Origin of the sequence: Nonomuraea sp. NPDC050536, from assembly GCF_044457685.1 — a bacterium.
GTDB lineage: Bacteria > Actinomycetota > Actinomycetes > Streptosporangiales > Streptosporangiaceae > Nonomuraea.
Genome location: NZ_JBITHD010000003.1, coordinates 1 through 14,972 on the forward strand (window position 1 = coordinate 1; position 14,972 = coordinate 14,972).

Below are 14,972 nucleotides of genomic sequence, written 5' to 3' on the forward strand. Positions count from 1 at the left end.
ACCGGCTGGTCGGTGACCGCGGTGGGACACGCCCGCGCCGTCCACACCCCCGAGGAAATGGCCCGCCTGATCCAGCTTCCCCTGCTGCCATGGGCGCCGGGCAGCCGCGACCACTACATCGTGGTGGCCGCCGAACAGGTCACCGGACGCCGCATCACAGCGGCACCGACCAGCTGAGCCGGGTCCCGCCCGTTTCGGGAGAGTCGACGGTGAACGTGCCGCCCAGCCGGGCCGCCCGCTCCTCCAGGTTGGCCAGCCCGCTGCGCCGCCCATCCGGCTTGATCCCGACCCCGTCGTCGCTGACCACCAGGGTCAACCGGCCGCCGGCCGCCTCCACCAGGATGTCGGCCGCACCGGCCCTGGCATGCCGGACCAGATTGGACAACGCCTCACGCAGCACCGCCAGCACCTGCTCGGCCACCAGATCCGGCACACCGCTGTCCAGCTGGCCCTCCAGCCGCAGCCCCGGCCGGAAACCCAGATGCGCGCGGGCCCCCTCCACCAGCTCCACGATCTGCCCCCGCAACCCGTCCGCCGAGGGCCCCTGCAGCGCGAAGATGCTGGAGCGGATCTGCCGGATCGTCTCATCCAGCTCATCCACCGCGTGCTGGACCCGGCTGATGGCCTCGGGCCGCTCCATCAGCCTGACAGCCCCCATCAACGTCATGGCCACCGCGAACAGCCGCTGGATCACCACATCGTGCAGATCCTTGGCGATCCGGTCACGATCTTCGAGCAGACCCAGCCGCTCGGCATCCCGGCGCGCCTCGGCCAGCTCCAGCGCGATCGCCGCCTGCCCCGCGAACGCCTCCACCATCCGCACATCCGCGGCGCTGAACGGCATTCGGCCCGACCGCTTGGTCAACACCAGCACCCCACGCACCGACGGCAGTGTGCCAAGCGGCACCAGCAGCCGCATGTCGCCCTCGGTCAAAGACTCACCCCGGGTCAGCACCTGCCCCGCCAGCGAGCCGTCCACCTCGCACGAGCTGCCGAGCGTCTTGTCCGCATGGGTTCCCTCGGCGATCTCCACCACCAGCCGGTCCCCGTCGGCGGGCAGCATCAGCTCCACCAGATCGGCATCCGTCATCTCCTTCGCGCTGACCGTCAACGCGGTCAGCACGTCGTGCGGATCCGCGCCCGACAGCAGGCTCGTAGTGATCTCCGACGAGGCCTCCAGCCACTGCTCCCGCCGCCGCGTCTGCTCATACAGCCGCGCGTTCTCCACCGCCACGCCGGCCGCGGTCGCCAGCGCGATGACGACCGCCTCGTCCTCCTCGTCGAACTCGCCCCCGCCGCGCTTCTCGGTCAGATACAGATTGCCGAACACCTCATCCCGCACCCGGACCGGCACCCCGAGGAATGTGTTCATGGACGGATGGCCAGGCGGGAAACCGTACGACTCGGGATGGTCGGAGATCCGCGACAACCGCAACGGCCGCGCATCCTTGATCAGCAGACCGAGCAGGCCCAGCCCATGCGGCCAGTGCTCGATCCTGGCGATCTCCTCCTCACTCAGCCCCACCGGGATGAACTCGATCAACGTGCTGCCCTGGCCGACCACACCCAGCGCGCCGTAGCTGGCGTCCACCAGATTCGTCGCGGTCTCCACGATCCGCCGCAGCACCGTCTCCAGATCCAGATCGCTGCCCACCGACACCACCGCGTCCAGCAGGGCGTGCACGCGATCACGCGTCGCCAGAACCGCGTTCAACCGAACCTGCAGCTCGGCCAGCAGCTCGTCCAGTCGCATGGACGGCATAACTGATCTGTCGGTCATACCCGAAGTCTGTCTCCCACCATGCCCGGTTGGCAAAGGTCAGAGCCGAACGTCCCACCCGAAAGGTGACCAACGCCTGCAGACGCTGCCAGGGACGAATCCCCAAGCTAGAAGTGAAATTTCCGGAACGAGGGGGAATCGCGATGGTCAAGCCGATCGTGGTCGCCGTGGACGGGTCCGAACCCGCGACCGTGGCCGTGCACTGGGCAGCGGACGACGCGTGCCGGCGCGGGCTCCCACTGCGGATCGTGCACGTGTGCGAGGACTTCAGCCTGCTACCTGACGAGGCGCTCGAGACGCAGCGCAACTACTGCGAGGGACTCGTCGCGGCGGCCGCCGACCGGGCTCGGGAGCGCGCGCCCGGCCTGCAGATCACCACCGAGCGCACCACGGGCAACGTCGTCGAGGGCCTCATCGCCGAGGCAGGCGAAGCGGACTGCGTCGTGCTCGGCAGCCGAGGCCTGGGCGGCTTCACCGGCCTGCTCGTCGGGTCGGTCGGCCTGGGGGTCGCCGGGCACTCGCCCGGCCCGGTCGTGATCGTGCGCGGCTCGGCTGAAGCCGCGCACGGCGAGGTGGTGGCCGGGTTCGACGGTTCCCCGGCGGCGGAGGCGGCCCTGGAGTACGCCTTCCAGCAGGCCCGGGCGCGCAAGGCGCGGCTGCGGGTGATGTACGCCTGGCGGATGCCGATCACCGGCCCGTACGCCTTCGGGATGGCCGACACGATCCGGAACATCGAGCAGGGCGAGGTGGAGCCGGCGCGGGAGCGGCTGGCGCCGTGGCCGGGCAAGTACCCCGACGTGCCGGTCGTGGAGGACGTGGTGTGCGGCCACCCCGCCTATGCGCTGAGCAACGCGTCGGAATCGGCGGACCTGGTGGTGGTCGGCTCGCGCGGGCTCGGCGGTTTCGCCTCGGCGGTCCTGGGTTCCGTCAGCCACGCCGTACTGCACCACGCCGCCTGCCCGGTGGCGGTCGTGCGGCCACGTCCATCGAGCGAGGAGTAGAGACCGCTCACTTGGCCGGGTGGAGGATGCGGTCCAGGCGGACCGCGGCGTAGCCGAGGACCGACAGGGCCAGGACGATCAGCAGGTCGCCGGGGGCGAGCGGCTGGGTGCCGAGGAGCTCCTGCAGCAGCGGCAGGTAGAGCGCGGCCAGTTGTAGCAGCAGCGCGCCGGCGATGGCCAGCAGAAGCATGGGGTTGGCCAGCGTCCGGGGACGGGCGCGGGAGCCGATGCCGACGCCGAGCTGGGCGGCGCCGAGGGCGAAGAAGGCCATGCTCTGCCAGGGCCGCCCTGTCTGCTGCGCCCAGAAGGCGACGCCGAGCGTGACGGCGGTGAGCACGACGGCGATCCTGATGACCCGCTGCCACAGTCCCGCGCCCAGGATGCTCTGGCTGGGCGGTCGCGGCGGGCGGTTCATGGCTCCCGGTACGGCGGGCTCGCCGCCGAGCGCCACGCCGGGCAGCCCGTGCGTGAGCAGGTTGATCCAGAGGATCTGGGCGGGCAGCAGGGGCAGCGTCAGCCCGGCGAACGGCCCGAGCAGCATGACGGCGATCTCCGCCGCTCCGCCGGACAGGGCGTAGACCAGGAAGCGCCGGATGTTGGCGTAGACCCGGCGGCCCTCCTCGACTGCCGCCACGACCGTGTTGAGGTCGTCGTCGGCAAGGACGAGGTCGGCGGCCTGCCGGGCGACCTCGGTGCCGCGCCGGCCCATGGCCACGCCGATGTCGGCACGGCGCAGCGCGGGCCCGTCGTTGACGCCGTCGCCGGTCATGGCCAGGATGTCGCCCTGGTCGCGTAGCTCCTGGATGATGTCGAGCTTGCGTTCCGGCGTGGCCCGGGCATGCACCTCGTCGATCCCCAGCTCCGCGGCGACGGCATGGGCGGTGCTCGGGTGGTCGCCGGTGATGAGGACCGGCCTGATGCCCGCGCGGCGGCAGGCGGCGATGGTGGCCGCGGCCGCCTTGCGCGGCGGGTCCACGATGGCGACCAGGCCGAGCAGGGGCAAACCGAGTTCCTCGATCGGCTCCGGGAGCGTGTCGACATCGGCGGCGGTGACGGCCAGGACGCGGCAGCCGGACCTGGCGTAGGAGTCGGCCTGCTCGATCGCGGCCCCGTCGGTGACCAGCACGTCGGGAGCGCCCTTGCAGATGACGCGGTACCGGCCCTCGGGGAGGCGGTGGACCGTGGTCATGCGCTTGCGCCGGCTGTCGAAGGGCAGCTCGGCCACCCGGGGAAAGCGTTCCTGCAGGGCGGCCCGGTCCAGGCCGTGCTCGGTCGCGGCGGCCAGGAGTGCCACCTCGGTCGGGTCTCCCAGGGCCTCGCCGTACTCGAGCCGGGCGTCGTTGCAGAGCACGGCGGCGGTGAGAAGCTCGGCGGTGCTCGCGGTGGGCCACAGGTGGCCCACCGCCATCCTGCCCTCGGTGAGGGTGCCGGTCTTGTCGGTGGCCAGTACGGTCACCGAGCCGAGCGTCTCCACCGCGGGCAGCCTGCGCACCAGGGCGTGGCGGGTGGCCATGCGGCGGGCGCCCAGCGCCAGGCTCAGGGTGACCACCGCGGGCAGCGACTCGGGCACGGCCGCGACCACCAGGCTGATCGCGGTCACCACCATCAGCTCGAGGTCCTGCCCCCGCGCGAGCCCCAGGGCCAGCACCACCGCGCACAGCAGGACGGTGACGCCGGCGAGCAGCCGGCCGATGCCCATCAGCCGGCGTTGCAGCGGTGTCAGGCCCGATCCCTTCACCATCATGGTCGCGATGCGGCCCATCGCGCTGGCCGCGCCGGTCGCGGTGACCACGGCGGTGCCGCGCCCGCGGACCACGACGGTGCCCGAGGAGACCTGGTCGGCTTCGCCCTTGTCGACGGGCACCGACTCGCCGGTCAGCGCGGATTCGTCGACGAGCAGCGACTCGGCCTGCGTCACGGTGGCGTCGGCCGGAATGATGTCACCCTCGGCCAGCACGACGAGGTCCTCCAGCACCACGTCCGCGGCGGGGATCTGCCGCTGGTGACCGTCCCTGATCACCCGGGCGGCCGGTGCGGTGAGCTCTTCCAGTGCGCCGATGGCCCGGTCGGCGCGGATCTCCTGTGCGACGCCGACCGTGGTGTTGACCACGACGACCAGCAGGATGACCGCCATGTCGGTCCAGTCGCCGGTGATGGCGGTGAGCGCGGCGGCGATCAGCAGGACGACGATCAGCGGGTCACGGAGCTGGGTCAGCACCCGCCGCCACCAGGGCACCGGCGGTTTGCGCGGAAGCAGGTTGGCGCCGTCCTGCTGGAGCCGTGCGGCCGCCTGGGCCGTTGTCAGGCCTGAAGCGAGAACCGTCACCGCTGGCTCCCCGCGTGTGCGAACGCCAGGGCTTCGGCGGTGCACGGTGTCGGCGGCACCATCACGACGGGGCAGGGGCAGTCGCGGAGGCAGGCGAGCAGCACGGCGCCGATCCGGCCCTCATCCAGCCGCTCGAGCGAGGCACCCAGCACCAGCAGATCGGCCTCGGCCGCCAGGCGCAGCAGGATCTCCGCCGCCCTGCCGCGCTCGAGCCGACGCTCGATGCCGAGCTTCGGGAACAGCTCCTGGGCGAGGGCGGCGCCGCGTTCGATGATCGCCGAGCCACAGGAGAGCAGGTAGGACGGGTCGCGCCGCCAGGAGAAGCCCGCGTACGGGGCTTGGTGAACCAGGTGCGCGCCCCAGGCGTGCACGATCGTCAGCGTCGCGCCGCACCGCTCCGCCTCCGAAGCGGCCCACACCAGGGCCGGTTCGGACGCTGCGGTGCCGTCGACTCCCACCAGGATCCTCATGCCTCCACGCTCTCGGGCTGCCCGCTGGAGCGGCAGAGGCCTTCGGTACCTGCTTTAGAGGACCTTCGGCCGCTGCCGCTGTCCCCTATGTGTGATGACGTGGACCGACAGGGGGAGGTTGCGCGATGAGATCAGTGAGCGACTGGATCATGCTCCGCCTCCGGTACTACCGGCCGGATGGCAATCCCCTGCGCCGCGTCTCCGATCGGCTGGAGACCCTGGCGATGGCGATGGCCATCGCGCTGTTCCTGATCAGCATCTGGCCGTCGATCGTCGTAGGAAGGATGGCCGCGGATGCCCATCGGCGTGTCCCGGCCGGAGAGCACCAGGTCGTCGCGACCATCCTGACTGACGTTCCCACGCCGTCCGTGCCCTTCGGAGAGACGGCGACGCGCGCCAGGGCCACAGCGACGTGGACGACCCCGGCCGGCGGGCAGCGCACCGGGCAGGTGGACGCGCCCGTGTTCGCGGTCAAGGGCGACAGGGTTCGTGTGTGGATCGACGCGACCGGCTCACCCGTCACTCCCCCGCCCGGCCCATCCGAGATCTGGCTGTACGGCGTCTGCTCGACGCTGTTCGTGCTGATGAGCGCGGCCGCGCTCGTGTGCCTGCTGTTCGCGGGGTTCAGGTGGGGGCTGGACCGACGGCGGTCCGCACGATGGGAGAACGCCTGGAAGCTCGCGAACGAGCCCTGGCGGCGAAGGAGATCAGAATGAACTCCCTCCGCCTGGTCGAGCAGGATTTACTGCCGGTGCCGACCCCGCCGCATCAGCTCCCAGGCCATCAGCACGGACTCCTCGGGTTCGACGACCACCAGCACCTGGCTCATCACCTGCCCGGCGGTCAGGTCCTCGACGCGCATGATCTGTCCCCCTCGTTACGGCGGCCCATCAACAGGTAGGCGATCGGGCCGACGGGCTGGACGAGCAGGGCCGGCCACCACAGGCTCTTGCGCCCCCGGACGGCGTTCCGCGGGCGGAACCACAGGTCCACCGCCGCGGTCGCGGTGAGCGCCCATTCGATCGACGCCATCACCAGGATGGCTGTCTGCTGGCGCTGCGTGAGATCCCGCCATCGTCGGCGCTGCCACATGTCCGGCTCCTTTCGTGCTCCTCAGCGCCTCAGTGTCCGGCCCGGGCGGCAGACCCGCTAGGGCCGGAAGTCCATCAGAGGGGGACCTTCGCCTCCAGTCTCACAACGGTGACCAGGGGCCAAGCACGACATCCTGGCGCCCTGGTGGCAGCGCTATCCCGAGCTGCGCTGCGCGACTCTGGCGTGGAGCCCGCTGTCATGCGAGCTCCGCCAGTGCGTCGCGGAGATAGCCGGGGAAGTCCCAGACGTCGGGGACGCGTTTGCGGCAGGCTGTGATGCCGATGTCGAGCCGGCCGTCGTAGGAGAAGACCGTGATGTTCAGGCCGCCGCTGACGTCGGTGACCACGGAGACCGGGTAGTGGGCGAGCAGCCGCACCCCCGCGATGTGCAGGGGGAACTGGGGCCCTGGAATGTTGGAGACGACCACGTTGATCGGCGGGGACGTCCTGCCGACCAGTTCGAAGGCGGCGCGGTCTGCCAGGCCGTTGAGCGCGGCTGGCAGGCTCTGGCTGAGGTCGCTGAGCCAGCCCGCCGGGGTGAGGCCGAAGCGTTCCTTGATCGCGCGCATCGCCCGGTTCACGGCCGCCAGCCGTTCGAAGGGGTCGGAAAGGTGCGTGGGCAGGGCGGTCATCATGATCGTGACCTGATTGCCCGGCGGGACGTCGGAGCATTCGCGCAGCGAGAACGGCACGCCGGCCACCAACGGCAGCTCGGGCAGCGCGTCGTGGGCGAGCAGCCATCGCCTGAGCGCGCCCGCCGTCAGGGCCATGATCACGTCGTTGACCGTTCCGCCCTGCTCGTTCTTGATCCGCTTGACGTCCTGCAGTGGGAGCTCGGCGAAGGCGTACCGGCGGTGCGCGGACACCGGCCCGCTCAGCGGGGTCGCGGGGGCGGGCAGGTCGGGGACCTGGCTCACCGAGGGCCTGCGGAGCAGCCGCGACACCTGTGCGGCGCCGGGCAGGCGCGAGACGACAGGGAGCTGGTCGAGCATCGGTGCCGCCTCGACCAGGAACTTCAGCAGGTAGCCAGGGTTGGCCGCGGCGTGACCCGCGCTCCTGGCGAGCATCTGCCACAGCGGCGGGGCGTTCTCGTGCTCGTGCGCGACGAGCGGCGGCGCCGGGTCCATCAAGGCGCCCAGCAATTCGGCACCGGTGATCCCGTCCACGGCGGCGTGGTGCACCTTGGTGTAGACGGCGCAGCGCCCTCCGGCCAGGCCGTGGATCAGGTACATCTCCCACAGCGGGCGGTCGCGGTCGAGCCGTCTCTCGTGCAGCCGGGCCACCTGCTCGCCGAGCTGCCGGTCGTCGCCGGGCGGCGGCAGGCACAGCTCACGCACGTGATAGTCCAGGTCGACCTCGTCGTCGGCCCAGTAGGGACGGTCGAGGCCGAGCGGCACGGACTCCAGCCGCTGACGGAGCTGCGGGATGGCCGGCAGCCGGTCCTTCACCCTCACCAGGATGTCCTCGCGCGTGACGTCGCTCTCGAGCACCGCCACGCCGCCGATGTTGGCCACGTTGGTGGCGGTCTCGAAGTTGAGGAACTGCGCGTCCAGCGCGCTCACCTGCCGCACACGTCCAGCGTCCGCCGTGAGGTCGCACCTGTTCAGGGTCGAAAGACCCTGGCATCGGGGACTTCGTCCTCCAGACCTCGCGGGAAGAAAGCCGGAGGCTGGAGGCATGAACGAGCAGATCGTGGTGGCCGTGGACGGATCCGCGGCCTCCTATGCCGCCGTCGACTGGGCGGCGATGGACGCGAAGCGCAGAGGCCGCGCGCTGAGGGTCGTCCACGTGTGCGAGCAGGTGGCGATCGGCCAGACGGAGTACTGCGAGGCGGCGCTGGCCGCGGCCGTGGACCGGGCTCGCGCGATCCTGCCGGAGTCCGACGTCACGTCCGAGCTGACGCCCGGGCACGCCGTCGAGACGCTCGTCGCGGAATCCGCGCGAGCCGACAGCATCGTGCTGGGCAGCCGCGGACTCGGTGGGTTCGCCGGGCTGGTCGTGGGATCGGTCAGCCTGCTGGTCGCCGGGCACGCCGCGGGTCCTGTCGTGGTCGTACGCGACATCGATCCGGTCGAGTACGGGGAGGTGGTGCTCGGCTTCGACGGCTCGCGTCCCGCGGAGGCGGCCGCCGAGTACGCCTTCGAGCAGGCCCGAGCGCGCGGAGCACGGTTGCGCGCGGTCTACGCGTGGCAGATGCCCCCCGCAGCGCCGTACGCCGTGGGCTACAGCGGGTACGTGACGTCGACGTTCAAGAGCGAGACCGCGGCGATGCGCGAGGCGCTGGCGCCGTGGCGTGAGAAGTACCAGGACGTCCAGGTGATCGACGACGAGGTGTGCGACCACCCGGTCTCGGCGCTGATCAACGCGTCGCGGTCGGCCGACCTCGTCGTGGTCGGCTCGCGCGGGCTGGGCGGTTTCGCCTCGGCGGTGCTCGGCTCGGTCAGCCACGGGGTGCTGCACCACGTCCAGCGGCCGGTCGCCGTGGTCCGTCCGAGGAAGGGTTAGCATGCGCGCGCTGGTGATCTACGAGTCGATGTTCGGCAACACCCGGCACGTGGCCGAGGCCGTGGCGGAGGGGCTGTCGTCCCATCTGCGTGCCGAGACGGTCGAGGTCAGCCTGGCTCCCGCCGTCGTCGACGGCGACATCGACCTGCTGGTGGTCGGCGGGCCCACCCACGCCCTCTCCATGACCAGGCCCACCACCAGGGCCTCGGCCGCGCAGCAGACGACTCAGCCGCTGGTCTCGCCCGGCATCGGCATCCGCGAGTGGCTGGAGGCGGCCCACCTGGGCCCGGTCCACGCGATCGCCTTCGACACCCGGGTCCGGCACATGCCCGGCTCGGCCGCCCGCGCCGCGGCCAAGCAGTTGCACCGGCTGGGCGCGCGGATCACCGGGCCGACACAGAGCTTCTACGTCACCGGCACGACCGGGCCGCTCGTCGACGGCGAGCTGGAACGCGCCCGCACGTGGGGCGAGCAGCTCGCCGCCACCTGCCGCGCGCCGGAGTGCCTGACCTGACGGCATGTACGGCGGTGCCGAATGCCCCTCCGATCGGGGACCTCGGGCCCCTTGGGCCCTGGATGAGCGGGTGTCCGGCAGCACCGGCGAACGTCCCCTGGGCCCGGGTCCGAAGTCCCTAGGCGCGGCCCGTCCCGAGCGCGATCGTCGAAGTCATGACGTTCGTTGTAGCTCCCCCGCATCTGACGAATGCCGCGTTCGCCGACTGGGACGTACTCCAGGCGGAGACGCCCGATCCGCCGTTGTTCGACCCAGCCGAGGCCGATCGGCTGCCCGAGCCCGTGCGCGCTTGGCTCCTGTACGCCATCAGCCCGGGCACGCCGCTGCGGCGGGCCGTCGTCCTCCACACTCACGGGCGCATCCGGCTCGGTCAGTGGCGAAGGTTCACCGCCGACCAGGTCCTCGCGCCGCTGCGCGGCTTCGTCTGGGCGGCCACCGCCTACCTGGGAGTCCTGCCGGTGCACGGCTTCGACCGCTACCGCGACGACGTGGGCGAGATGCGCTGGCGGATGCTCGACCTCTTCCCCGTCATGTCCGGGGCAGGACCCGATGTGACCAGGAGCGCCGCGGACAGGCTGGCGTGCGAGTTCGTCATGGCGCCCGCGGTGGCCCTCGACCCGTCGATCACCTGGAAGGCCCTGGACGATCGCACAGCGCTGGCCTGCCTGGGCGACCGGGAGATCACTCTTTCCATCGGGCCCGGTGGCGAGCTGCGCCGGGTAAGCATGCGGCGCTGGGGCAACCCTGGCGGCCGGCCGTACACCACGCATGACTTCACGGTCGAATGCCTGGCCGAGGACGACTTCGACGGAATCACCATCCCGGTCGAACTGCGCGGTACGTGGGACGGGCAGGACTTCATCACCTTCAGCGTGGATGACGCGATCTTCCGTTGAGTGCCGAAGGTCCCGCCACAGCAAGGTCGACGCGGCGTCGTGGACGGACGATCGGCAGAGACCAAAGTCCTTTCCATTGCGGCCATCCGGCACTGCCGCCGAACCACCGCAGGCAGTGTGATTTAGGCAGTCGGCACGAAGGGAGGCCATCATGGCCGCCACACACGAAAAGCCCGTCATGAACGCCGATCCGGCCAGGATCGCGACCCGCCCCGTGGACTACGTCTGGGCGCTGGCGCGGATCTCGATCGGCTGGGTGTTCCTGTGGGCGTTCCTGGACAAGGTCTTCGGCTGGGGATTCGCCACCCCCGCCGCCAAGGCCTGGATCAACGGCGGCAGCCCCACCACCGGGTTCCTCAAGGGCAGCGCGGACAGGGCGCTCGGCGGGCTCTTCTCCGGCCTGGCCGGACAGGCCTGGATCGACTGGCTGTTCATGGCCGGCCTCGTCGGCATCGGCCTGGCGCTGATCCTCGGCGTCGGGACGCGCATCGCGGCCGTCACCGGCAGCCTCATGCTGGTGCTCATGTGGGCGGCCGAGCTGCCGCTGGCCAACAACCCGTTCATGGACGAGCACATCATCTACTCGATCGTCCTGGTCGGCCTCGCGATGAGCGGCGCCGGGCGCACGCTCGGCCTGGGCGACCTGCCGATCGTCCGGCGCAACCCCATCCTCCAGTAGTGGACGGCCTCTCCAGCGAGGAGGCCGCGCGGCGCCTGGCCGCGGGCGGACCCAACCGAATGGTTCCCGCCCGCGGTCATCGCGGTGTGCGGCTGCTTCTGGCGCAGTTCACCAGCCCGATCGTGCTGATCCTGGTCGCGGCGACCGTCCTGTCGATGGCGCTCGGCGACCTGACCGACGGGCTGATCATCCTGGTGATCGTCGCCGCGAGCGGGGCGCTCGGATTCTGGCAGGAGCATTCGGCGGGCCGTGCGGTCGACGCGCTGCTGGCCAGGGTACGGGTCGAGGTCGAGGTGGTCAGGGACGGCGTCGAGGTCTCGGTGCCCGCCGAGGACGTGGTGGTCGGCGACCTGGTGGTGCTGCAGGCGGGCGACATCGTTCCCGCCGACTGCCTGGCGGGCGAGTCGCACAGCCTGCTCGTCGACGAGGCGGCGCTGACCGGCGAGTCCTTTCCCGTGGAGAAACAGGGCGGGGACAAGCTGTTCGCGGGCACCCACGTCGCCAGCGGCGCCGGCCGTGCCGAGGTGACGCGCATCGGGCGCGACACCGAGTTCGCCGCGGTGACGGCCGAGCTGGCCTCGCGGGACGTCACCACCGGGTTCGAGCGCGGGCTGACCCGCTTCGGGCTGCTGCTCGTGCGGGCCATGGTCGTGCTGGTGACCGCGATCTTCGTGGTGAACCTCCTGCTGAACCGGCCCCTCGTCGACTCACTGCTGTTCTCCCTGGCGCTGGCCGTCGGCCTGACCCCGCAGCTGTTGCCCGCGATCGTCGCGGTCAGCCTGTCGGCCGGGGCGCGGCGGATGGCGGCCGAGCGGGTCATCGTCAAACGGCTGGACGCCATCGAGGACTTCGGCGCTATGACGATCCTGTGCACCGACAAGACGGGCACGCTCACCGCGGGAGCCGTACGTCTGGACGCGGCACTCGACACCGGCGGCGACCCCAGCCCCGAGGTGCTACGGCTGGCCAGGCTCAACGCCGCGCTCCAGCGAGGTTTCGCCAACCCCGTGGACTCGGCCATCCTGACCGGCACCCCGGCGGTCGACCAGGCACTGCGCCTGGACGAGGTGCCCTACGACTTCCACCGCAAGCGGCTGTCGGTGCTGGTCGACGAGGGCGGGACACCGACACTGGTCACCAAGGGCGCCCTGGAGTCCGTGCTGGCGGCGTGCGCCGGCGCGCCAGATGTGCGGGAGCTGTTCGAACGGCTGAGCGGCGACGGCTACCGAGTGCTCGGGCTGGCCGTCAAACCGTTGCCGGGGCGCGGCTCCGTCTCGGCCGAGGACGAGACGGGCATGACGCTGGCGGGCGTGCTCGCCTTCCACGACCCGGTCAAGTCGGGCGCGGCCGAGGCGATCGCGAACCTGGCCCGGCTGGGGATCTCGGTACGGCTGATCACCGGCGACAACCGGCTCGCGGCGGCGAACATCGCCCGCCAGGTCGGTCTGACCGGGCCCGTCTGCGTGGGCGACGAGATCGACGTGCACGCCCAGGTGTTCGCCGAGGTCGACCCGCTGCACAAGGAGCGCATCGTCCGCGCCCTGCGCGAGAGCGGCGCCACGGTCGGCTTCCTGGGCGACGGCATCAACGACTCCCCCGCGCTGCACGCCGCCGACGTCGGCATCTCGGTCGACACCGCGGTCGACGTGGCCAAGCAGTCGGCGGCGATCGTGCTGCTCGACAAGGACCTGGAGGTCGTCGCCGACGGGGTCAGGCTGGGCAGGCGGACCTTCGCCAACACGCTCAAGTACGTGCGGGTGACCATCAGCGCCAACTTCGGCAACATGCTCAGCATGGCCGCGGCCTCGGCCTTCCTGCCGTTCCTGCCGCTGCTGCCACGCCAGATCCTGCTGCTGAACTTCCTGTCCGACATCCCCGGCACGACCATCGCCACCGACTCGGTCGACCCCGAGCAGCTGGAGCGGCCCCGGGCGTGGGACGTCGCGGGGATCCGCACCTTCATGATCGTTTTTGGGCTGGTCAGCTCGGTCTTCGACATCGCCACGTTCCTGGTGCTGCGCCTGTGGCTGCACGCCGGCACCGACGTCTTCCGCACGGGCTGGTTCGTCGAGTCGACCGCCACCGAGCTCGCCGTGATGCTGGTGCTCCGTACGGCCAGGCCGTTCTACCGCAGCCGGCCGTCCTGGCCGCTGCTGACCTCCAGCGTGGCCGTGGGCGGGCTCACCGTGGCTCTGCCGTACACGCCGATAGCGGCGTCGCTCGGGCTGGCGCCGCTGTCGTGGAGCGTCCTCGGGGTGCTGGCCGTGCTGACCGCCGGTTACGTCGCGGCCAACGAGGTCGCCAAGCGATTCACTGGGCGTGTATTCGGCGGCCGGTGATCCGGTGCGGGACGATCCTGAGGTAAAGGTTCCGCTCGCCGCCGGCCCAGGGCGTGATGTCCACGTCGGGCGCCTCGATCAGGTGGTGGGCGGGGCCCTGGATCAGGACGCTCCAGCCCTCACGTGAGGCCTCGTCGAGGTGGTCTACCTCGAAGGCGACCTTGAGTTCCACGCCCTCCAGGCCGGTGCGCAGGTCGTCGTCCATCGGGCCGCGGTCGGCGGTCCTGAAGATGATCACGCCCTCGTGGAGGGCGTAGTTCACCGGCAGGATCGTCGGCCCCTGCGGCCCGTCGAAGCCGACGCGGCCGATGCCGCCCTTCTCGATGAGTCGCAGGCATTCCTGCGGGTCCAGCTTTTCCAGCACCGGGTCGGCCATGATGCTCCTCCTTGGTCTCTTCCTCCGACGCTACGGACGCGCCCGCGCGACCGGCACGGTCGTTGGGCCCGGGTACATGGGACTTCCGACCCTACGGATCGCCTTCCTGACCTGGTGCGATTGAGGCGAGACCAGGGAGGACACCATGATCGTTGTAGGGGTGGACGGCTCGCCCGAGGCCAAGGCCGCGCTGGAGTGGGCCGCCGATGACGCCTTGCGGATGCGCGAGCCGTTGCGGATCGTGCACGCGGTGGACCGCTGGCCGTACCAGATCTCCAGGTTCCCTGACGCGGAGTGGGCCGACACGCTCACCCAGGCCGGGCGCCAGGTGCTCACGGAGACGGAAGCCGTGGCGCGCGCCCGCCAGCCCAGCGTCGAGGTGACGACCCAGCTCGTCGAGGGGCCGCCGGCCGTCGTCCTGCGCGACGAGGCCGAGCAGGCCACCGAGGTCGTCGTGGGCAGCCGCGGGCTGGGCGGCTTCGCCGGAGCCCTGCTCGGCTCGGTCAGCATGAACGTATCCGGGCACGCCCGCCGCCCCGTCGTGGTGGTGCGTCCCGCCAAGGGCGGCCCGTACGGGCGGGTCGTGGTCGGAGTCGACGATTCGGCCGAGAGCGATGCGGCGCTGGCCTACGCCTTCGAGCAGGCAGTGTTGCGCGGCAGCGAGCTGCTGGCCGTGCACGCCTGGCAGTTGCCGGTGCACGCTTACTTCCCCGCCGTCCCGTACGACATGGACGAGATCCGCAAGTACCAGAACGAGATCGTCACCGAGAAGCTGGCGGTCTTCACGACCCGGTATCCGCAGCTGCCGGTGACCCAGGACCTGCCTCGCGCCCACCCGGTGGAGGCGCTGGTCAGCCAGGAGGCCGACCTGCTCGTGGTCGGCTCGCACGGACGCAACGCGCTCGGCTCGGCGCTGCTCGGCTCCGTCAGCCGCGGTGTGCTGCACCACGCCCGCTGCCCCGTGGCTGTGGTGCGGGGAAACTGACAGGGAAGAA

The 14,972-nt window shown here is 71.2% G+C and carries 15 protein-coding genes; 9 read left to right on the forward strand and 6 right to left on the reverse strand.

The window, feature by feature from the left end; all coding sequences use genetic code 11:
* The first annotated feature begins 12 nt into the window (after nt 1-12).
* Nucleotides 13-177 (forward strand): hypothetical protein, encoded by a 165-nt coding sequence (locus ACIBHX_RS10095; protein WP_397067041.1) that lies wholly within the window; start codon nt 13-15, stop codon nt 175-177.
* Here the strand turns inward: ACIBHX_RS10095 and ACIBHX_RS10100 are convergent.
* Complete coding sequence (locus ACIBHX_RS10100; protein WP_397066080.1) at nt 155-1,780, reverse strand: GAF domain-containing protein; 1,626 nt, start codon at nt 1,778-1,780, stop codon at nt 155-157. The genes ACIBHX_RS10095 and ACIBHX_RS10100 overlap by 23 nt on opposite strands.
* 143 nt (nt 1,781-1,923) lie before the next feature.
* Here ACIBHX_RS10100 and ACIBHX_RS10105 point away from each other — a divergent pair, with 143 nt between their 5' ends.
* Complete coding sequence (locus ACIBHX_RS10105) at nt 1,924-2,781, forward strand: universal stress protein (RefSeq protein ID WP_397066081.1); 858 nt, start codon at nt 1,924-1,926, stop codon at nt 2,779-2,781.
* 7 nt (nt 2,782-2,788) lie between these two features.
* On the opposite strand, the gene ACIBHX_RS10110 is transcribed toward ACIBHX_RS10105, so the two are convergent.
* Nucleotides 2,789-5,107, reverse strand: coding sequence for a cation-translocating P-type ATPase (locus tag ACIBHX_RS10110; RefSeq protein WP_397066083.1), 2,319 nt, complete (start codon nt 5,105-5,107; stop codon nt 2,789-2,791).
* Entirely contained in the window at nt 5,104-5,577 is a 474-nt protein-coding gene (locus ACIBHX_RS10115; RefSeq protein ID WP_397066085.1) for a universal stress protein, read from the reverse strand. Before ACIBHX_RS10115 ends, ACIBHX_RS10110 begins: the two co-directional genes overlap by 4 nt.
* Nucleotides 5,578-5,702: 125 nt before the next feature.
* On the opposite strand from ACIBHX_RS10115, the gene ACIBHX_RS10120 reads away from it, so the two are divergent.
* A complete protein-coding gene (locus ACIBHX_RS10120; RefSeq protein WP_397066086.1) occupies nt 5,703-6,293 on the forward strand; it encodes a hypothetical protein in 591 nt (196 codons plus the stop codon).
* 127 nt (nt 6,294-6,420) lie between these two features.
* Here ACIBHX_RS10120 and ACIBHX_RS10125 read toward each other — a convergent pair whose 3' ends face one another.
* Complete coding sequence (locus tag ACIBHX_RS10125) at nt 6,421-6,669, reverse strand: PLD nuclease N-terminal domain-containing protein (RefSeq protein ID WP_397066088.1); 249 nt, start codon at nt 6,667-6,669, stop codon at nt 6,421-6,423.
* Nucleotides 6,670-6,865: 196 nt separating this feature from the next.
* Nucleotides 6,866-8,239 carry a wax ester/triacylglycerol synthase family O-acyltransferase gene (locus tag ACIBHX_RS10130; RefSeq protein ID WP_397066090.1) on the reverse strand — a complete coding sequence of 458 codons (1,374 nt, stop codon included), beginning with the start codon at nt 8,237-8,239 and terminating at the stop codon, nt 6,866-6,868.
* Nucleotides 8,240-8,345: 106 nt separating this feature from the next.
* Between ACIBHX_RS10130 and ACIBHX_RS10135 the strand changes: the two genes are divergently transcribed.
* From ACIBHX_RS10135 to mgtA, 5 genes are all read left to right on the forward strand, one after another.
* On the forward strand, nt 8,346-9,173 hold the full coding sequence (locus tag ACIBHX_RS10135; RefSeq protein ID WP_397066092.1) for a universal stress protein: 828 nt from the start codon (nt 8,346-8,348) through the stop codon (nt 9,171-9,173).
* A 1-nt stretch (nt 9,174) separates the two neighbouring features.
* Nucleotides 9,175-9,687 (forward strand): flavodoxin family protein, encoded by a 513-nt coding sequence (locus tag ACIBHX_RS10140; RefSeq protein ID WP_397066094.1) that lies wholly within the window; start codon nt 9,175-9,177, stop codon nt 9,685-9,687.
* Between the two features lie 155 nt (nt 9,688-9,842).
* Nucleotides 9,843-10,583 (forward strand): DUF6544 family protein, encoded by a 741-nt coding sequence (locus ACIBHX_RS10145; protein WP_397066096.1) that lies wholly within the window; start codon nt 9,843-9,845, stop codon nt 10,581-10,583.
* Nucleotides 10,584-10,734: 151 nt separating this feature from the next.
* Entirely contained in the window at nt 10,735-11,262 is a 528-nt protein-coding gene (locus ACIBHX_RS10150; protein WP_397066098.1) for a DoxX family protein, read from the forward strand.
* A complete protein-coding gene (gene mgtA / locus ACIBHX_RS10155; protein WP_397066099.1) occupies nt 11,262-13,601 on the forward strand; it encodes a magnesium-translocating P-type ATPase in 2,340 nt (779 codons plus the stop codon). The genes ACIBHX_RS10150 and mgtA overlap by 1 nt, the downstream gene beginning before the upstream one ends.
* On the opposite strand, the gene ACIBHX_RS10160 is transcribed toward mgtA, so the two are convergent.
* Nucleotides 13,573-13,977, reverse strand: coding sequence for a pyridoxamine 5'-phosphate oxidase family protein (locus tag ACIBHX_RS10160; protein ID WP_397066101.1), 405 nt, complete (start codon nt 13,975-13,977; stop codon nt 13,573-13,575). The genes mgtA and ACIBHX_RS10160 overlap by 29 nt on opposite strands.
* A gap of 145 nt (nt 13,978-14,122) precedes the next feature.
* Between ACIBHX_RS10160 and ACIBHX_RS10165 the strand changes: the two genes are divergently transcribed.
* On the forward strand, nt 14,123-14,962 hold the full coding sequence (locus ACIBHX_RS10165; protein ID WP_397066103.1) for a universal stress protein: 840 nt from the start codon (nt 14,123-14,125) through the stop codon (nt 14,960-14,962).
* The last annotated feature ends 10 nt before the right edge of the window (nt 14,963-14,972 follow it).